This window comes from Limosilactobacillus gorillae (assembly GCF_001293735.1).
Taxonomy (GTDB): Bacteria; Bacillota; Bacilli; order Lactobacillales; family Lactobacillaceae; genus Limosilactobacillus; species Limosilactobacillus gorillae.
Genome location: NZ_BCAH01000033.1, coordinates 15,960 through 34,759 on the forward strand (window position 1 = coordinate 15,960; position 18,800 = coordinate 34,759).

Sequence of the window (18,800 nt, forward strand, 5' to 3'; positions counted from 1 at the left end):
GGAGAATAATATGACTAATCGACTTGCCGTATCCTTACCCGGCCTTGAGATGACCAACCCCTTGATGCCAGCCTCTGGAACCTTTGGCTTTGGTGATGCCTGGGGGGCTGACAAGGTGAACTTTAACGATCTCGGGGCCCTGGTAATTAAGACGACCACCCCCGAAGCCCGGACTGGGAATCCACAGCCCCAAATCGCCAGGTTAGCCGATGGAGTGATGAATGCAGTTGGACTGACTAATCCGGGAGTCGATACCGTTATCGCTGAGAAGCTTTCGGCCTTGGGTGAAAAGTACCCCGCCCTTCCGGTAGTGGGCTCAATCGGCGGAAATACCGAGGAAGACTACGTTGAAGTTGCCAAGAAGCTAGCCGAATCAGGCCTGGTTTCAGCCCTGGAACTTAACGTGTCTTGTCCTAATGTTGCTCACGGGGGGATGGCCTTTGGGACAAATGCCAAGGTTTTAGAAAAACTCACTGCCAAGGTTAAGGAGGCTGTGGGAGCGGTCCCCCTGTATGTCAAGCTGACCCCGAACGTGACCGATATCACCGAGGTAGCCCGGGGAGCCGAGGCGGGGGGAGCTGATGGCCTTTCCTTGATCAACACTGTCCTGGGACTGCACATCGATATCCATACTGGCCAACCAGTTCTGGGCAACGGGATGGGTGGCTACTCCGGGATGGCTATTAAGCCGTTGGCAATCCGAATGGTTTACCAGGTTGCCCACGCTACCACCTTACCGATTATCGGAATGGGGGGGATCGAAACCGCTGCTGACGTGATTGAATTCATGATGGCCGGTGCTAGTGCAGTCGCCGTTGGGGCGGCCCATTTCAAAGATATTGCCGCTTGTCCACACATCGCCACCCAACTTCCAAGCTTAATGGATGAGTTGGGGATCGAGACCCTGGCAGAATTGAAGCGGATCTAAATTAAGAGCCCAGTAGCTTATTTTACAAGCTACTGGGCTCTATTAGGATGCTATGCCGTTAAAGAAGTCTTATCTTAGTTTGAAGTAGGCTTCTAAATAATTGGCAACGCCGTCATGTTCGTTATCTAAGGGGGTTACGTCCTTAGCGACGGCCTTTAATTCCGGAATGGCGTTTTGCATGGCGACCCCGTGACCGGCAAAGTCAATCATCTCTAGGTCGTTATGTTCGTCGCCAAAGGCCACGATGTGTTGGCGATCGATTTGGTAGTACTTGGCCAGGTAGGAAAGAGCGGTTTCCTTGTGGGTGCCGCGGTGGATCAACTCCATGATCGAATATCCCCCGCCCCAGATCCGGGGTTCGACAAAGTCACCATAGCGTTCGTTAACCCGGTCGAGAATCGCTTCCTTTTTGGCGGGATCAAACTGAATTGTTAGGGCGATCGGGTCGTCAGTCAAGTTATGCTCATTTAAGATTTGATCTTCGGTTAATTGGTCCGGTAAAAACTCAGGTAGTTCATTGGACGGGTGGTTAGCCCAGACGTGGTGCTTATCTTCGGCGATTAAGGTTTGGACCCCTAGTTCTTGGTGGCTGGCCAACATGTCTAAGGTCATTTCCCGGGTTACCTTAATAGCGTACTCGTGTTTCCAATTGTGGTAGGGGAGGTGAGCTAAGGCGCCATTAAAGTTGATAATCGGGGAGTTGAGACCGATCTGGTCGTATAGGTGCGAAGAAATCAGCCATGGTCGGCCGGTCACGATTACCACCAAGTGGCCTTCCTTGGCTAGCTTGCGTAAGGTACTAATGGTGTGGTCAGTTAGTTTAGACTGGTTATTTAGGGTAGTTCCATCCATATCTAGGGCGATCAAGTGTTGGTCCATTTCAATCCTTCTTTCGTAGAGTCAATGTCTTGATTATACCGATTCAGGGGGAACGCCGCAAATCTTGCGCGTCAACCGCTGGGCGGGTAAAATAAAACGGATGTAAAACGAAGAAGGGAAGACAACCGTGCAATTACCAAATGCCTTTATTAAAAAGTACCAACACCTATTAGGGGATGAGGCGCCGGCCTTTTTGGCGGCTCTTGAAAAAGATAGCCACAGTGGCTTTCGAGTTAACCCCTTAAAGCCTGGTCAACCAGCTGCCACGATTAGACAAAGTGAAGGACCCGTTCCCTACGTTTCAAACGGCTACTATGGTCACGTTGACGGGCACAGTCTGGACCACGTCACTGGCTGGGTGTACAGTCAGGAACCATCGGCGATGTTCGTGGGGGAAGTGGTCGATCCTAAGCCCGGTGAGCGAGTCTTGGACCTGTGTGCGGCCCCAGGGGGGAAATCAACCCACTTGATAGCTAAGATGAGTGATCGAGGCCTCTTAGTCTCTAACGAAATTTTTCGTAACCGAGCCCAGGTTCTGGCTGAAAACATGGAACGCTGGGGTGGCCGGCACGTGGTGGTGGCTAACGAGAGTCCAGATCAGTTAGAGGATCAGTTCCCACAGTTCTTTGATCGGATTTTAGTAGACGCCCCGTGTTCGGGAGAGGGAATGTTTCGAAAGGAGCCGGCCGGTATTGAATACTGGAGCGAGGATTACCCCGCTGAATGCGCTAACCGTCAAAAAAAGATTCTAGCCTCGGCGATGAAGATGCTTAAACCGGGGGGAACCCTGGTATATTCAACCTGTACCTTTGCTCCGGAAGAAGACGAGCAAATGGCTGCCTGGTTACTTGAAAACTACCCGGGCCTTACGATCCAAGAAATCGATAAGGCGCCAGGGATGGATGATGGACGCCCGCAATGGGCGAACGGTAACCCGGAACTGAAAAAGGCTGTCCGCCTCTTTCCCCATCACTTGAAGGGGGAAGGCCATTTTATTGCTAAGTTTATTCTTGAAGGAGGGGCGCCCCTACGTTCAACCAGAACCAAGAAGAAAAAGAAGGGGACCCGGAGTAAGCTAGCCGCCACTAAGGACCAGCAAGGGTTGTGGCAGAACTTTCAAGGGGCCGTCGTGCCTAACTATCAGGCTGGCCGGCTGGTAGTCTTCGGGGATCAGCTTTACGACCTGCCCGATCAGATACCGGCAATCGATCAAATGAGTCTGGTTCGCCCGGGACTGCACCTGGGGACTCTTAAGAAGAACCGTTTTGAACCCGGACTAGCCTTGGCCCTAGCGCTTGATCCAAGTGAGGCAAGCCAAGTTCTTGAGCTTGACTTGGAACAGTGGCGAACTTACGTACACGGTGACACGCTACCAATTAAAGGGACGTATCAAAACGGCTGGTATCTATTGGTCTGCCAGGGGCACACGATCGGCTGGGGTAAGTTGGTCAATGATACTTTAAAAAATTTCTTCCCTAAGGGACTCCGCTTTTAAATTTGACAATCTACAATGAGGCCCAGTGGTTCAGTAAATGCTAAACCACTGGGCCTCATTGTGGATTTGGAAGAGACGTGACAGGACCTTTGTTACACGTCTTTTTTAGATTAGGTGTCGCTGGTTAGCGTAGGCAAGCAGATCAGAACTAAAGACGTGATCGACTAAGTAAAGGTCGGCCCAGTCGGTAGTTTCGACTAAGGTCATGATCCGGGGGAGCTCGGTTTGCCAACGGGTGAGTTCCTTTTCTAGTCCCTTTTCACCTTCCTTAATCAGAATGTGGAGGAAGTAGCCGGCAACGCCAACAGCTTGGGCACCGAGCACCCCAGCCTTAACAACGTCCAGCGGGCTAGTGATTCCTCCAGAGGCGATCAGGTGGGTTGTTGGCCGCTTAAAATGTGCTTCAAGTAGGCTTTCCGGGGTTGTAAGTCCCCAGGAGTGCAAGTCAGTGAAATTTAGTTCGTGGTTACGTTGGTCCTCAATCTGAGCAAAGTTAGTACCACCAGTCCCGGAGACGTTGATCCACTTGATGCCAACCTGTTCAAGCTGGGCGATGGTTTCCTTGCTCATCCCGAAACCAACTTCCTTGACGATAACGGGGACATTAAGTCGGGTAGTTAGTTCAGCCAGTGTCTCTAGCCAGTAAAGTTTACGGTCGCCTTCCTGCATAATCAGCTCCTGGGCGGCGTTGACGTGGATTTCCAAGGCGTTGGCGTTGATGAAGTTGACGGCTTCTTGGGCTCTTTTATAGTTTGTATTGGCACTCAGATTAGCCATCAAAAAGCCATCTGGGTTTTCCTTACGGAGGACCGCAAAGGAGTCCTTGGCGGTTTTATCCTTGAACATGATGGACATTGACCCGGTCGCCATTGCCAGGTTAAAGCGCTTAGCCAGGCGGGCAAAGCTGGCATTAATGGCTGTCGAGCGCTGGCTACCGCCGGTCATGGCCTCGATGTAAAAGGGCCAGTCAAATTTAAGCCCTAGGTTGACCGGAGCAACGTGGATCTCTTGGGTAGACATTTCAGGCAGGGTGGTCGGGATCAGGCGTACCTGATCAAAGGGGTGGTCCTGGTGACTTAAGGCAAAGTCCTTTTCGGCCAGGGAAAGGTGTTCATTTTTGCGTTGGGCATGAGCAGATTCCATCAGAAAAATCCTCCTAAAAAGGTGGGTGTGATAAGCGAGCCGTCACTCCATGAGATCGTCATCAATGTTTTGTTAATTAGTGTTGTTTCACTTGCATAGTGTAGCGGCGAACATTGTTGACGAAGTAGATTGACAGCGGTAAGTGTTCAATTTGACTGGCAGCCCAAGACTCTAAGACGCCGGGCAGGTCGGCGTGACCGTCGATGGCCACGATCCCACAGTCTCCACCACCGGCCCCAGAGGTTTTAGCAGCCCCACCGAATTCCTCAGCAATTTGACATAATTTTTCTAAGAGGGGCGTTTCAATTTGAACTCCCGAGCGGTGGGCCAGTTCTTGTAAGAGATTTCGGTTATAGCGAATTTCTTCCTTGATTTTATTTAAGTCACCGGCATGGAAACCGTCGATCATCCGGTGAATGCAAGCCTTGCTACGGTCCAAAAAGCGATGGTACTCGTCTTGTTGCTTGGCCTTGAAGAGTGAGATCTTATCGACCAGGCGTGAGGTGGAAGCGGGCTTACCTGTCCAACCAATCAGAAGTGCCAGGTTGGCAGGGGCGTCAAGAGGTTCAATCTTTAGGTCTGGCCATGGCAAAGATAGGAGGGTTGGTAAGTCGAGGTAGTGGCGTTGTTCAGATAGCCACTGGCGGTCAAAAGAGCGATAGGCAATCCAGCCCCCGTAAACGGAAGCAGCAACATCACCTAGGGAGCCGTTTCCCTGAACGTCGAAGTGGGCGATGGAGGCCAGTTTAAAGATCATTTCCTTGTTGACCGGTAAGTGGTAGTATTCACAAAGGGCCTTGACGGTAGCCACTGTTACCGCTGCTGAGGAACCCAAACCATACTTCTTACCGCTTTGTGAATCAAGCTGACTGTCAATACGCAGATTGTAAATACCAAGTTGTTGGTTGAGACTCCGGGCTAACTCTTCGGTAACGTTAATTGCCGACAGAATGTAGGAGAAGGGGTTATCGCGTTTATCAACAACCATTTGGTCACCCAGTCGGCGCCACTGAAGCGAGTTATCATGGTACTGGTGGCTGATGATCTGACCAACCTCATCTTCTGCTTCGGTAATTGTACAAGTAACGAATTGGTTTAATGCAACCAAGATTGCGGGGTAGCCGTTTTCAACCACCGCATATTCGCCGGCAATGTAGAGCTTGCCAGGAGCTTTTGCAGTAATCAACTTATTAGATCCTCTCAATTCAAAATTTCATCACGGGGTCGGCGAGGTATTCAATCCCCGGGCCCGGTTTGGCAACCACGAGTCGCTCAGCTCCAAATACGGGACTAAGGGCCTTTAAGAGGTCGTCTTGGTCCTTGGGGTCAAAAATAACTTTGACGTTTGGACCAGCATCCATCGTATAGTAACAGTTTAAGCCTTCTTCACGCAAGCGATCAATGGTTTGCATGGCCAGAATCGTCTGACCGTTAAAGTAGGTAAAGCCCGGATCAGCGGCCAGATTTAAGGCGTGCATCCGTAGGGCGTTTTGTTGGGCAATATGGCCGATGGTCTTCAAGTCACCAGTGGCAATCGCCTTTTTAATGGCCACCATGTCGTCTTTGACTACTTGGCGCCAGGCAGGATAGTAGGGTGAAGTCTCAACCACAAGCTGCATCCCGCCGCGCGAGGAAACCTTCTTTTGGCTGGTGTCAACCATGATTGCTAGCATGGCAATGCCAAACTTGGGCACCTCTTGAACTGGCTCAGCAAAGGAGGTTAGGTCATCGGTCCCCCGGTGCCATTCAACCAGGCCACCAAAGATGGAACGGGTGGCTGAGCCAGACCCGCGCCGGGCTAAGCGGCTGAGGTCCTTTAAGGACAGGTCCATTCCGGCATCCTTGGCGGCTGCACCCGCCAGGGCCGCAAATGCCGAGGCCGAAGAGGCCAAACCGGCAGCAATTGGGACGTTGTTGACCGAAGCAATGTTTGCAAAATCTGCCCGCCCGCTCATTTGACGAACCAGGTCCATAAATTTAACGACCTTGTGTGCCTGTTGGTCGGCAACTAACTTACCGTCCAGGTAGAAATGGTCCTTGGACAGGGTCGGGTCAAACTCAACTGTGGTGGTGGTGTAAAACTCGTCTAAAGTCAAAGACAACGAATCGGTTTGGGGAAGCATTAAGGCAGCGTTACGTTTGCCCCAATACTTAACCAGGGCAATGTTGGTATGAGCACGCGCGGTGGTGGTCATCTTAGAGGTCTCCTTTCAGGGGTTGGATCCAAGTAGCGGTGGCGCCATTTTCCTTTAAAACGGCGGCCAATTTGCGGGCCCCCAGGGCGGTGGCTGTTAGAGCGATCATGCAACCACCCCGGCCACCGCCGGTTAGCTTGGCCCCCAGGGCTCCGTTTTGCTTGGCAACGGTGACTAAGTGGTCGAGGGCCTTGGAGGAAACGCCAAGGAATTTTAGATCGGCTTGACATTCGTCCATGGCACGACCAAGCAGACGAAGGTCATTATTTGAAAGGGCGATCCTAGTTTCTTCAACCAGCTGGCCCATATGATTAAGGCGGTGCCTAGTTTCTTCAGGGTGAGTATCAAACCGTTTCTTGACTTCGGCGATGGCCTTTTTAGTAGCCCCCTTGATACCGGTATCCGCAATCACTAAGGTGGCTGAGAGGTTCATTTCGATTGGTTGGCTTTGCTGGCCTTTAACGTAGAATAACGTAGCACTAGCCGAAACGGTAGCCGCATCCAAACCGCTCGGGCTACGGTGGGTAACTTCCTCCTCGATGTTGGCCCATTTAAGTAACTGTGAGTGGCTCAGTTCCATATGGTAGGCTGCAAAAAAAGCACGGATGATTGCAACGGCAGTGGCGGCTGAAGAGCCCATCCCACGTTCGGCAGGAAGGTCGCTTTCAATTACTAATTCCCATGCGTCGTTTTCTCCTTGAAAATGAGCAGTCAGGGCGTTGATTAATTTAGCAACGCCCATCATTTGTGTTGGTAGGTCACTAACGAGGCCCTGGTAGTAACGGGAGGTCAGGCGCTGGCCTTCGCCACCAAAGATAAGGGTGGCCGTAGTGGTTACGCTCGGCAGGGGCAAGGCAATCGCTGGCTCCCCGTAGACAACGCTATGTTCGCCCATCAATATGATTTTTGCGTGGCTCGTGCCACAAACACTTGCTTGCATGAGGTCAAACCTGCTTTCTTTCGAGATCTATTTTCGTCGTGGTGGTGTAAGACACCCGTAAGAATTTATTTTACCACTAAATAAGCACAGATGGTAAACTCGCTAATTATGTAAATAACATTCAGTCGTAATAATGCTAAAATCGACTGGTCTTATTGGTGAGTGAATTAGGCACCGGCGGTATCAAAGTACGAGTAAAATGTAGTACAATCGATACGAGAATTTAAGAGAACGAAGGGATGGTTAATTTGGGAAAAAATAAGCGACGGGGGCCGGTATATGCGGTGGTTGATCTGGAAACGACTGGAACCAGCGTCAAGACCGGCTCGCGGATTATCCAGATTGGCTGCGTCCTAGTGCAGGATGGTCAAATTATTAATGAATTTGAAACTAAAATTAATCCCCGCACGGTAGTTCCGTTAACAATTGAGCAGTTAACCGGGATCACGAATAAGGATGTCAAGGGAGCCCCTTTGTTTGAAGATGTGGCGCCAACATTAAAAAGTTTACTAGACGGCACGATTTTTGTTGCCCATAATGTTAACTTCGACTTTCCATTTTTAAATGCCGAGTTTGAACGGGCAGGGGAGGCTCCCCTCACGATTCCAGCCATCGACACGGTCACGTTGAGTCAGATCTTAATGCCCACAGCCCCTAGTTTTCGCTTGCGCGACCTGACGAGTTACTTAGAGATTGATCATGATCATCCCCACAGCGCCGTTTCTGATGCCGTAGCAACTGGTCACCTGCTGATGGAGTTACTTAAACGGTTGGATAGGCTACCAACTAAGACTTTACAAAGTATTGTTGACCTTGATCTAAAACTACCACAGCAAACGAGTTGGTTATTTAACCGGGCCTTGAATGAGCGGGCAATAAATCCCAAACCGCTTTCTGAGGAACATTACGTTTCAAACGGTTTGGTCCTCCATAAGGTGCGTCCGGCCGGAGTCGCCACTGCTCAGACGATCAGTAGGTACCCGGGAACTAAGCGCCAAAAGCGCTACTTATTTGGCGATGGCTTGGAGTACCGTCCCGTTCAGGCCAAGATGATGAATGCTATTTATAACCAGTTTAGTCAGGAGGAGCCAGTGCGCCAAATGGTTGTTGAGGCCGGAACTGGGATCGGGAAAACCCTGGGTTACCTCTTGCCATTAGCCTACCTGACCTACCCGGACCACCGGATTGTGGTATCAACGGCCACTAATCTCTTACAACAGCAGGTGGCCCAACAGGCTGTAGCAACCTTAAATACCCGTTTACCCTTTGAGCTTACGGCGGTAGTGGTTAAAGGCAATGATCACTACTTAAACTTGGAGCGGTTTGCCCATTCCCTGGCCGTTCATGAAGACTCGCAGTTAGTTCAGCAACTCAAGGCCCGGATGCTGGTGTGGCTCTTACAAACAACAACTGGGGACCTAGACGAGTTGAACTTAAACGCCCAGCAGGCGGCCTTTTTTATCGATGTTCGCCACCGTGGGGTGCGGTCCTTGAACCGGCAGTCGCCCTTTTACCAGGATGATTTTTTGGTCCGGCGGGCCCGCCAGGTAGACACAGCCAACTTAATCATCACCAACCATGCCTACCTGGTCGCCCATGCTGAAGAGTTAGGTGGTGGTGATTCTGGGGCCTTTTTAGTGGTCGATGAGGCCCAGCACCTTAGTCGGGCGGTCCTGAAGCAGTCGCGTCAAACACTGACCTTTGCGCGGGTGATGATGATTCTGCACCAGCTACAGAGTCTAGTGAATCACACTGATGAACAAAACTTGGTTACCCTTTTTGAAGACCTCCCGCTAGGGGCTTACAATGTTGAGTTACTGGCCAGTGATCTCCGGGAACTTGAACGGTGCCTGTTGGATCTGCAACAGGCCCTTTACGGGATGGTGCAAGGTAATCGGGATGATGAGCTGATCGAGCAAGCCATCGATAACCGCAAACTAGCAGGCCTTTTAAGTCCAACCAATCCGATCATGATTGGCTTAGAGCAGGCCTTAGCATCTATCAACTTACACTTTACAGCCTTACACCACCTCTTTTCGGGGCGTAGTGAGAGCTGGCTGGCTGCTGATCGCTACATAATGAGTCAGTTTGCTAGTCATTTAACTAGTTTAAAAGATGCCACTAAGATGATTAAGGAAGCCAGTCACTTGTTAGCCACTCAGTCAGAGGCGACCGTCTTTTGGTTGACGATTCGTCAGGGAGGTGAGCAGAGCTCCTTGAAATTATCTGGGGGGCTTTTGGTGGCCAATCACTACCTAAGCCGGATGGTCTACCCTCACTTTTTGAACCACCTCTTTGTTGGTGCGACACTCTTTACCTCCGGCCGCTCAGCCTATATCTTTAACCAGTTAGATCTCGATCGTAAATATGTTCGGACTAAACGCTTCGCATCACCCTTTGATTACGGGCAAAACGCCCGTCTTTTCATTGCTAAGGATGCTCCAATCCCGGGAGCCAAGTTGGGTGATGAGTATGTTGAGTACCTGGCCAGAATGATTTACCAGCTGGCAACTAAGACCCAGTGCCAAACGATGGTCCTATTCAACTCCCTTTTAACCATTGAACAGGTTTATGCCAAGCTGCGGAACACCGACCTCTTCAACCAGCGGGATATCCTTGCTCAGGGAATTTCCGGGAACCGTGAAAAGCTTTTGAAGCAGTTTGCTACCGGGACTAATTCAATTTTAATGGGTGCGGCTAGTTTCTGGGAGGGAATTGACCTGCCAAGGGAACAATTGGAACTACTAGTGATCACCCGGCTTCCCTTTGACGCCCCCAACGAGATTATCAACCGGGCTCAAAGTGCTCTCATGAAGGCGGAGGGGAAAAATCCTTTTTACCAGGTTGAGCTGCCTAAGGTAACTACTCGCTTGCGTCAGGGACTGGGCCGGCTTTTGCGGACGCCAGCAGACCGGGGAGTGGCGGTTCTTTTAGACCCCCGCCTGGAAAGCAAACGATACGGTAAGACAATTCGGGCGGCCCTGCCGGACGATCTACCGGTAGTGGCCGAAAGATCCGATCTAATTATTGTAAAAACCAAAAAATTCCTAAAAGGATTCGATTCTTCCACGATCAACTGAGAAATTTGCTATAATATTAAAGATATTGATTTTTAGGAAGGAAGGCCTTTATGCAAAGTCGGCGAGACGTTCAGCGTCAGCAGAGTCGGAGCTCATTAAAAAGGACGGTTCGCAGCATCGTCGTGGCGGTGTTAGTAGTCGTCTTGGTTACTTGGAGTGTGTACGCCATTGCCAACCACCCACGGGCCGTAGCCCAAAAGCAGGCAACAACAATGGCCAAGAAGTATGCAGGATTGCGTTCTGCAAGTGGTTTTTATATCTACAACCGCGATCGGACATACTACACGGTGGCGGGGAAGAACGCTAAGGGACAAGCAATCTTGGTGATCGTTCCGCAAAAGGGGGGCGACATCCGGATCCTTAAACAAGCAGCTGGATTAACGGCTAGTCAGGCGCAAAACGAGGTCAAAACGGCCAGTCATCCCAAGAAGGTGTTAAAAGTAGCCATGGGCATCTTTAACAATAAGCCGGTCTGGGAAGTGACCTACTTGAACCAAAAGGGCAACCTGTGTTACGACCTGATTAGTTTCACCAGCGGCAAGAGCATCCAACAAATCAACAACTTATAATCACACCATTATTTTGGAGGGAATTATTGTGCAAACCATCAACATCATTGATGCGCCCAAGCACGTTAACGAACGCGTGCGTATTGGGGTATGGTTAACCGATAAGCGGTCCAGTGGGAAAATTGCTTTCCTGCAACTGCGTGACGGGACGGCCTTTTTTCAAGGGGTCTTGTTAAAGAACAAGGTTGACGAAGAAACCTTTGAAATGGCACGCCACCTGCGTCAAGAAGCGAGCCTGTGGGTTACCGGGGAAATTCACGAAGACGCCCGTTCTAAGTTCGGTTACGAAATTCAAATCGAAAAATTAGAATTGATCGGCGACTCCGATGAATATCCAATCGGGAACAAGGAACACGGGATTGATTTCTTGTTGGATCACCGTCACCTCTGGTTGCGTTCCAGTAAGCCTCAGGCAATGATGCGAATTCGTGACCGGGTCATTCGTGCTAACTACGAATTCTTTGGCGAACGCGGCTTTACCAAAATTGACCCGCCAATCCTAACTGGAAATGCACCGGAAGGGACGACCGACCTCTTCCACACCGAATACTTCGAGCAAGACGCTTACCTATCTCAATCGGGTCAGCTTTACGAAGAGGCTGGGGCGATGGCGCTAAAACGGGTTTATTCCTTTGGACCGGTCTTCCGGGCTGAAAAGTCCAAGACCCGCCGTCACCTAATCGAATTCTGGATGATTGAACCAGAAATGGCCTTTATGCACCAAGAAGAGAGCTTGGAACTGCAAGAAGAGTACGTCGCTTACCTAATTCAAAAGGTGATTGATGACTGCAGCCGGGAATTAGAAGTCCTTGGTCGTGATCCAGAAACCTTAAAGCCATTTACTCAGCTACCGTATCCGCGGATCAGTTATGATGAAGCCATCGAAATGTTGCAACAGGCTGGAATGGACATCAAGTGGGGGGAAGATTTTGGTTCACCGGAAGAAACCTATTTAGCAGACCAATTCTCCAAGCCGGTCTTCGTACTTAACTACCCGAAGAGTATTAAGCCGTTTTACATGAAGAGTCACCCAACCCGCGATGATGTTTACGTTTGTGCTGACCTCTTGGCCCCAGAAGGGTACGGTGAAATCATCGGTGGTTCTGAACGTGAAACAGATTATGAAACTTTACGGAAAGCCATTATTGATGCTGGTTTAGATGAAAAGGATTACCAATGGTACCTTGACCTACGTAAGTACGGCTCTGTGCCACACTCTGGCTATGGGCTGGGCCTGGAACGCTTCTTGACGTGGATTACCTTAGAAGACCACGTTCGGGAGACAATTCCGTTCCCTCGTCTGTTAAACCGTCTTTACCCGTAATCAATTAGTCACTGAATGTGAAAAAGTGGATGGCGAAACGTTAATTTTGTTTTCGCACCTTTAAAAATAACAGGAGCCCAGTGGTTTGATTTTCGAACCACTGGGCTCTGTTGGTATATTACAATTTAGAAACAGGGAGGAGAGAAGAGGATGGCGAAAAATCAATTCTTAGCAACCTTGTTAGAGGCGGGAACCACCAGTGTTTCCAACCTTTTATTACATCACTACCATGATATTGATATGACCACGGGGGAATTGATGGTCTATTTAGAGCTTAAATCGTACATTGACCGGGGGAATCCTAATCCGGACTTGGAGAAGATTGCTAACCACCTGGGAACGAGTGCTCAGCAGGTTTTTGATATGGTCCACCAGATGATCCAAAAGAACCTGGTCGAGCAACGCCTACGCCGTCAAGAAGACGGCAAGGAGGATGCCTACTATGATTTCACCCCCCTTTATGATCATTTAGCTCGGGCACTAAACCACGAGCGGGTGGTCAACGAGCAAAAGGCAGCCGAACAAAGTCGAGCTGATCTTTTTAAGCAGATCCAAGTCGAATTTGGGCGGACGATTTCACCGATGGAGATGCAGACGGTTAACCAGTGGATTGACCAGGACCACTATAACTTGGAGATGATCCAGCTGGCCCTAAGAGAGGCTGTTTTAGCTGGTAAGTATAATTTCAAGTACATTGAGGGAATCTTACGGCGCTGGCGCCAGAGTCATCTGACGACGCCGAAACAGGTAATGGCTGATAAGCGCCAGTATGAGCTGGCGCGGGAACAAGAAGGGAAGGGGCGCCCCGGTTCAAACAGTGATAAATCCCTGGTTTTAAAGGCCTCCTTAAGAAAACTCCACCCCGATTCAAAGGATGATTAATCCCTAAATAAGGATTAAGTTCACCTAAACACCGATTAACGATCCCTAAATGTTGTATAATGATGATACTCTAATAACCGGAGGAATCACGATGAAAAAAAGAACCCTAATAACAACGCTAATGGTGGCTGCAGCTCTTTCCGGCGGGACCTTAGTGCCAGTTGTGCGGGCTCACGCCGATACGGTGACCCAAACAACTTCATCGTCTTCGTCGAGACAAACTTCGACCACCCATACGATTTCTAAGTCTTACGTTGTGTACGGGTCCGGGGCACCGGAGAGCGTCTACTCAAACCTGAATTCAACGATGGGTGTGGATTCGTCATTTACCAAGTTAACGGCCACGGCTAGCGACTATGAAAAGTATATCGGTAACGGGACGACTACTAACGCCGCTATGATCTCTTCAGTGGCGATCGCTCCGTCTGATCCTGGGTCCGGGGTACGTGTTAACATTAAGAAGTACGACGGTGAATCTAATATTACCGAGGTTACAGCCCAGCAGTATGCGATGGTAGCCCAAATGGCTGGGGTGACGGACGTCACGATTGTCGTAACCGCCAACCGGGCCGTATCCGGAGAATCGGCGTTGACGGGGGTTTATAAGGCTCTGGCCGCCGATGGTCAGCAATTGGATAGTCAAAACACCAGTGCTGCTAACCAAGTCCTGGATGCCACTCAAGGAGCAATTAACGAAAACTCTGGGGATTCCTCGTACCCTGGCAAGCTAATGGCGGCCGTCGGTAACGTCTCTAAGCAGGTTGCTAAGGACAAACAAAATGGGCAAACCGATAACTTTGCTGACATTCAGGCCCTTTTGACTAAGGCGTTGCAAAAACAGGGGATTGAGTCAAAGACCAGCTCAAGCTCTCAAACAACAATCGTTAACGCCCTAATCACCTTTAGAGATTCACCGATCTCTAACTCCAAGACCTACGTTAATAACGTGACTAATACGATTAATAATGTTAAGAACTCAACCGGGGATCTGATGAATAAGGCTAAAAATTGGGCTAACTCCGAGGCCGCTAAAACAGCCGTTAAGGACGCTCAGAATTGGTTCCAAAAGCTGATCGCCTGGATTCAAAATCTGTTTAACAATTAGTAAAAAAAGAGGGTGTAACACAAATCGTTACACTCTCTTTTTTATTTAGCGCATATTATGGCACGAAGATAGCTATTCTTTTTGCCAGTCAACGTTAGCTTGTTGGGCTAAGATACCATCGATAACTGCTAGTTCTTCCTTAGTGAAGGCCGGGGCGTTAAGAGCCTTGACATTGGTAATTAGTTGTTCGGGCCGTGATGCTCCGGCAATCACGGAGGCGACTAGATCACTTCGTAGATCCCAGGAAAGCGCCATTTCGGCCAGCGTTTGACCTCGATCGGCGGCAATGGCGGAAAGCTTTTTAACTGTGGTTAGTGTCTGTTCAACCTGGCTGGGATGCAGGAAGGGGCTGGTCGAATTAGCCGCCCGTGAGTTGTCAGGAATACCGTTTAGATATTTATTGGTCAAGAGACCTTGGCACAAAGGTGAAAAGGCGACCATGCCCTTACCGCTTTTTTTGAGGACGGGGAAGAGGTCTTCTTCGACCTGACGATTAAAGAGATTATAGCGATTCTGGCAGACGATATAAGGGGTCTTTAGGGCATCAAAGATCTTGGTGATCGCATCAGTTTGTTCACCTGAATAGTTAGAAATCCCGATATACAAGGCCTTACCCTGGTGAACTAATTGATCGAGAGCCAGAGCAGTCTCTTCAAACGGGGTTACTGGGTCCAGACGATGGGAATAGAAAATGTCAACGTAGTCAAGACCCAGCCGCCGTAGACTTTGATCAGCGCTTGCGATAATGCTTTTTTTGGAGTTCCACTCCCCATAGGGGCCGTCCCACATGTGGTAGCCGGCCTTAGTGGCAATCACTAGTTCATCACGATGGGGCCTTAAATCAGTCTGAAGCATCCGGCCGAGGTTTTCTTCGGCACTACCAGGGACCGGTCCATAATTGTTGGCCAGGTCAAAATAGGTAATCCCAAGGTCCAGGGCAGTTTTGACGATTGCCCTTTGTTGGTCAAAAGGGTCTACTGAGCCAAAGTTGTGCCAAAAACCTAGCCCAATTGCCGATAGCTTGAGGCCACTCTTACCCACCCGACGGTAAGTCATGTTTTGGTAGCGTTCAGGTTTTAGTTGCATAATAATTCCTCCGAAAACGGTTTCTTCCATAATAGTCTTAAAATGGGGCCTTGCCAACTAAAGAAATGACGTTATCCGGTTAACCGCGTTAAGATCAGGGTTCATGGCTAAAAAAATGGAGCTAGATAAAATCCGAAGATTTTATCTAACTCCATTTATTAATTGAGGTTTATACCATCAGCTTTTTTAGTTACTGAGTCGGTGTTGGGGTTGTCCCACCACCTGCTGTTGGGTTAGATGAGCTAGAACTAGCTGATGTTGATGAGCTGGAACTAGCTGGCATTGATGAGCTACTGCTTGAAATGCTGGATGAGCTCGAGTTGGAGCTGGAGCTCTCAGAAGAACTAGAGTTTTCACTAGCATTGGACGAGCTGGAACTAGACAAGCTGGAGCTCTCACTGGAGCTAGAGTCCGAACTAGAAGAAGAGATTGATGATGAGGTCACTGAAAGGGCCCACTTGGAATCCTTAATGACCAGCTGGCGGACACCGTCAACTTGAACGGCTTCAACCGTGCTTGGCATCGACCAGTTGCTAGCGTGATTTTCGGCGTCTAAGTACTGCATCACATCTCGATATAGGTACTGGGCTGCCTTAACGTAACTAGATGAAATCGAGGTCTTAGCATTATCAAACCCGGTCCAGACGGCGATCGAGTAGTTCTTGGTATATCCAGCCATCCAGGAGTCCATTACCCCGGAATTGGAGTTGGATGTTGTTCCGGTAGCTGCTGAATAGGCTGAGGTGGTCCCAGTCTTACCAGCCTGGTTAACCCCAGAAAGCTTGGCGGCCGTTCCAGATCCGTTGGAAGAGTTGATGACCCCCTTTAGCATATCGGTAATCATATATGCCGTAGCTTTGCTCATCGCCCGCTTACCACTCTTGTCGTAGTTGGTTGTCTTACCATCCTGCGTGGTGATTGAGGTGATGTAGTAAGGCTTGTAGTAGGTCCCGCCGTTGGCAAAGGCCGCGTAGGAAGCAGCAATTTGTAGTGGGGAAACGTAGAGGCCAATCCCGTTATTAAGGGTGTAGGCTTTCTTCTGTGAGATACCCAAGCCCTTTAAGAACTTAGTAGCTCGTGAGATTCCAACCGCTTGCAAAGCCCGGACGGCAGGTACGTTTCGTGATTCGACGAGAGCGGTCCGCATTGTCATCGTTCCCTTGTACTGGTTATCAAAGTCATGCAGTTGGGTGTTGGTACCCGGGAAAGTAAACTTGGTGTCGGATAGGGCGTAGTAAGTTGGCCACTGCAGGTATTGAATGGCCGGACCATAATCCATGATCGGTTTGGCTGTTGACCCGGAGGAACGATTGGTTTGAACGGCACGATTTAAGCCGTAGACCACGTTACCGGTTTTGCGGCCTCCGAGCATGGCGACCACTTGCCCATTGTGTGGATCGACAACGGCGACCCCGGTTTGCATATTATCGTTTTGGAAGGATACCGTATCGTTAGCAGCGTCGTAAAGCTCTTGTTGAGCTCCGAGATTAAGGGAGGTGTGGACCTGCAGACCATCGGTATTCGGGTTATATCCCTTTTCCTCTAGCTGGGTCAGGACCTCCTTAACGTAAGAATCAATGACCTTTTCGTTGACGTTGGAGTCATTGGAGCTGGTGTTTCCATGGGTGGGGTCAAGGCCATCGGTGACGCTAACCTTCATGGCAGCGTTGGCCTGGGCTTGGGTAATGTATTTAGCCCGAACCATGGCGTTTAAGACTTCGTTGCGTCGCTGGGTTGCTGGCTTGGTGTTGGTGTTGGCCGGGTTGTAGTAAGTTGGTGACTGTGGGATCCCGGCCAGCAGAGCAAGCTGGGAAAGGTTCAACTGATTAAGGTTTTTACCATAGTAATATTGGGCAGCCGTCTTCATCCCGTAGACCCCGTTACCCATGTAGACTTTGTTGATATAAAAGTCGAGAATCTGGTCCTTAGTGAAATGGCGTTCCACGTTGATAGCCAGCCAGGCTTCTTGGGCCTTGCGTTTGAAGGTTTGGTCTGAGGCAGCCGTTGAAAAGACTGACAGTTTAACTAATTGCTGGGTAATCGTTGATCCCCCTTGCATCCCATTGGAACGATGCAAGACGTTGTTGATCGCCGCTTCAATAATCCGGACTGGGTCAACCCCGTGTTCCTTGTAAAAGCGGCGGTCTTCAATCGAAACAACCCCCTGCTTTAATAGGGTTGGAATCTCAGAGTTAGAGGCATATTCCCGTTTCTGGGCCCCTAGTCGTGAGATAACCTTGTTATTAGCGTCGTAAATCGTAGTGGTTGTTTGACTCTTAAGGTCGTTTTCGGTGATTGTCGGGGCGCTGGAGGCATAGTAGAAAAACAGGGCTGCCAGTGCGACGAAGGCAAGGACGAAGAGACTGAGGGCCCATAAAAGTACTCGTTTAAAAATGGTTCCTCGTCCCCGACCACCGCGGCCCTTATTGGGGCGTTGGCTTCGCCGAGAAACTTCTTCATTATTCATGATCTGCTCCTTTAGCTTGGTTTGCGGCGATCAGCTGGTCAACGGCTGATAGATAGTTCAGCCGGGGAACCAACCCATTCTTAACCGCGTAACCGCGCTTTTTAATCGTGGTTAAGGGAATTGACTTGCGTCCGCCCTGTGCCTGATGGTCCCAAAATTCAATTAGGTCCGAGGCTGGGAGGAGGTAGGTTAGGTCAAGGGTGGTAAAGCGAATGAAGGCAAAACAGATCCCCCCCTGGGCAAGGCAGCGTCGAAAGTGATCCACTTGGTGCTGGTGGAAATTTTTAAGAGGAAAGGATAACTTACCTCGGGTTTCCTTGGCGTCGAAATCGATGTAAAAGCCACGATAGACGCCGTTATAATCGGTTGTTGAAGGGCGCTTAAAGTAGGCCTCCTTAACCACGGCAGCACTCCGTTTGGGGTAGTCAACTTTGACCAGCTGAATCGGAGTAGGCTTCTTGTAGATTACCGCCTGCTTAGTCGCTAAGTAGTAGCGGTTGGCTTCGTTGATCTCTTTTTCAAGTGACATTCCCCGCTTGGCAAAGCTGGATGAGTGGGGCGCGGTGATTGGCTGCCCAACCCGGCCGGCCTGTGGTGGCTCCTGTCCGTTAGGGTATCTGATCATCATCTTCGTTTACCTCCTTAACTACACGTGTTACATTATACCAGAGAAAGCAATCTGACGTTCTTTCACGTTTTAAGAATGG

15 protein-coding genes are annotated in these 18,800 nt (G+C 49.8%); 7 read left to right on the forward strand and 8 right to left on the reverse strand.

Annotated features, from left to right (window positions below):
• Window positions 1-10 precede the first annotated feature (10 nt).
• Complete coding sequence (locus AOQ57_RS06110) at window positions 11-928, forward strand: dihydroorotate dehydrogenase (protein ID WP_093626217.1); 918 nt, start codon at window positions 11-13, stop codon at window positions 926-928.
• Between the two features lie 69 nt (window positions 929-997).
• Here AOQ57_RS06110 and AOQ57_RS06115 read toward each other — a convergent pair whose 3' ends face one another.
• A complete protein-coding gene (locus AOQ57_RS06115; RefSeq protein WP_093626220.1) occupies window positions 998-1,807 on the reverse strand; it encodes a Cof-type HAD-IIB family hydrolase in 810 nt (269 codons plus the stop codon).
• A gap of 127 nt (window positions 1,808-1,934) precedes the next feature.
• Between AOQ57_RS06115 and AOQ57_RS06120 the strand changes: the two genes are divergently transcribed.
• Window positions 1,935-3,302, forward strand: coding sequence for an RsmF rRNA methyltransferase first C-terminal domain-containing protein (locus AOQ57_RS06120; protein WP_093626222.1), 1,368 nt, complete (start codon window positions 1,935-1,937; stop codon window positions 3,300-3,302).
• Window positions 3,303-3,407: 105 nt separating this feature from the next.
• Here the strand turns inward: AOQ57_RS06120 and fni are convergent, their stop codons facing one another.
• The 4 genes from fni to mvk all read right to left on the reverse strand — a co-directional run bounded on the left by fni (window position 3,408) and on the right by mvk (window position 7,580).
• The gene (gene fni, locus AOQ57_RS06125) at window positions 3,408-4,448 is read right to left on the reverse strand and encodes a type 2 isopentenyl-diphosphate Delta-isomerase (RefSeq protein WP_174498199.1); all 1,041 of its coding nucleotides are present in this window, start codon (window positions 4,446-4,448) and stop codon (window positions 3,408-3,410) included.
• Between the two features lie 73 nt (window positions 4,449-4,521).
• Window positions 4,522-5,631: a phosphomevalonate kinase gene (locus tag AOQ57_RS06130; protein ID WP_093626226.1), complete on the reverse strand. Its 1,110-nt coding sequence runs from the start codon at window positions 5,629-5,631 to the stop codon at window positions 4,522-4,524.
• Between the two features lie 19 nt (window positions 5,632-5,650).
• Complete coding sequence (mvaD, locus tag AOQ57_RS06135) at window positions 5,651-6,640, reverse strand: diphosphomevalonate decarboxylase (protein WP_093626228.1); 990 nt, start codon at window positions 6,638-6,640, stop codon at window positions 5,651-5,653.
• Window position 6,641: 1 nt separating this feature from the next.
• Window positions 6,642-7,580, reverse strand: coding sequence for a mevalonate kinase (gene mvk / locus AOQ57_RS06140; protein WP_093626230.1), 939 nt, complete (start codon window positions 7,578-7,580; stop codon window positions 6,642-6,644).
• 239 nt (window positions 7,581-7,819) lie between these two features.
• On the opposite strand from mvk, the gene AOQ57_RS06145 reads away from it, so the two are divergent.
• The 5 genes from AOQ57_RS06145 to AOQ57_RS06165 all read left to right on the forward strand — a co-directional run bounded on the left by AOQ57_RS06145 (window position 7,820) and on the right by AOQ57_RS06165 (window position 14,540).
• A complete protein-coding gene (locus AOQ57_RS06145) occupies window positions 7,820-10,660 on the forward strand; it encodes a helicase C-terminal domain-containing protein (protein ID WP_093626232.1) in 2,841 nt (946 codons plus the stop codon).
• A gap of 50 nt (window positions 10,661-10,710) precedes the next feature.
• A complete protein-coding gene (locus AOQ57_RS06150) occupies window positions 10,711-11,229 on the forward strand; it encodes a cell wall elongation regulator TseB-like domain-containing protein (RefSeq protein WP_093626234.1) in 519 nt (172 codons plus the stop codon).
• Window positions 11,230-11,257: 28 nt separating this feature from the next.
• The gene (asnS, locus tag AOQ57_RS06155; RefSeq protein WP_093626236.1) at window positions 11,258-12,553 is read left to right on the forward strand and encodes an asparagine--tRNA ligase; all 1,296 of its coding nucleotides are present in this window, start codon (window positions 11,258-11,260) and stop codon (window positions 12,551-12,553) included.
• A 150-nt stretch (window positions 12,554-12,703) separates the two neighbouring features.
• The gene (locus tag AOQ57_RS06160) at window positions 12,704-13,435 is read left to right on the forward strand and encodes a DnaD domain-containing protein (protein WP_093626238.1); all 732 of its coding nucleotides are present in this window, start codon (window positions 12,704-12,706) and stop codon (window positions 13,433-13,435) included.
• A gap of 91 nt (window positions 13,436-13,526) precedes the next feature.
• The gene (locus AOQ57_RS06165; RefSeq protein WP_093626240.1) at window positions 13,527-14,540 is read left to right on the forward strand and encodes a DUF1002 domain-containing protein; all 1,014 of its coding nucleotides are present in this window, start codon (window positions 13,527-13,529) and stop codon (window positions 14,538-14,540) included.
• 72 nt (window positions 14,541-14,612) lie between these two features.
• Here AOQ57_RS06165 and AOQ57_RS06170 read toward each other — a convergent pair whose 3' ends face one another.
• The 3 genes from AOQ57_RS06170 to recU form a co-directional block, all read right to left on the reverse strand.
• Window positions 14,613-15,626 carry an aldo/keto reductase gene (locus tag AOQ57_RS06170; protein ID WP_093626242.1) on the reverse strand — a complete coding sequence of 338 codons (1,014 nt, stop codon included), beginning with the start codon at window positions 15,624-15,626 and terminating at the stop codon, window positions 14,613-14,615.
• A 190-nt stretch (window positions 15,627-15,816) separates the two neighbouring features.
• Window positions 15,817-18,093, reverse strand: coding sequence for a PBP1A family penicillin-binding protein (locus tag AOQ57_RS06175; RefSeq protein WP_093626244.1), 2,277 nt, complete (start codon window positions 18,091-18,093; stop codon window positions 15,817-15,819).
• The gene (gene recU, locus AOQ57_RS06180) at window positions 18,086-18,721 is read right to left on the reverse strand and encodes a Holliday junction resolvase RecU (RefSeq protein WP_093626246.1); all 636 of its coding nucleotides are present in this window, start codon (window positions 18,719-18,721) and stop codon (window positions 18,086-18,088) included. Before recU ends, AOQ57_RS06175 begins: the two co-directional genes overlap by 8 nt.
• Between the last annotated feature and the right edge of the window lie 79 nt (window positions 18,722-18,800).

Bases quoted from the DNA above. Each gene is read 5' to 3' on its own strand.
- AOQ57_RS06115 (WP_093626220.1), bottom strand. From the start codon at position 1,807: ATGGACCAACACTTGATCGCCCTAGATATGGATGGAACTACCCTAAAT.
- mvaD (WP_093626228.1), bottom strand. From the start codon at position 6,640: ATGACCACCACCGCGCGTGCTCATACCAACATTGCCCTGGTTAAGTAT.
- AOQ57_RS06175 (WP_093626244.1), bottom strand. From the start codon at position 18,093: ATGAATAATGAAGAAGTTTCTCGGCGAAGCCAACGCCCCAATAAGGGC.
- AOQ57_RS06150 (WP_093626234.1), top strand. From the start codon at position 10,711: ATGCAAAGTCGGCGAGACGTTCAGCGTCAGCAGAGTCGGAGCTCATTA.
- recU (WP_093626246.1), bottom strand. From the start codon at position 18,721: ATGATGATCAGATACCCTAACGGACAGGAGCCACCACAGGCCGGCCGG.
- mvk (WP_093626230.1), bottom strand. From the start codon at position 7,580: ATGCAAGCAAGTGTTTGTGGCACGAGCCACGCAAAAATCATATTGATG.
- AOQ57_RS06160 (WP_093626238.1), top strand. From the start codon at position 12,704: ATGGCGAAAAATCAATTCTTAGCAACCTTGTTAGAGGCGGGAACCACC.
- AOQ57_RS06165 (WP_093626240.1), top strand. From the start codon at position 13,527: ATGAAAAAAAGAACCCTAATAACAACGCTAATGGTGGCTGCAGCTCTT.
- AOQ57_RS06110 (WP_093626217.1), top strand. From the start codon at position 11: ATGACTAATCGACTTGCCGTATCCTTACCCGGCCTTGAGATGACCAAC.
- AOQ57_RS06170 (WP_093626242.1), bottom strand. From the start codon at position 15,626: ATGCAACTAAAACCTGAACGCTACCAAAACATGACTTACCGTCGGGTG.
- AOQ57_RS06145 (WP_093626232.1), top strand. From the start codon at position 7,820: ATGGTTAATTTGGGAAAAAATAAGCGACGGGGGCCGGTATATGCGGTG.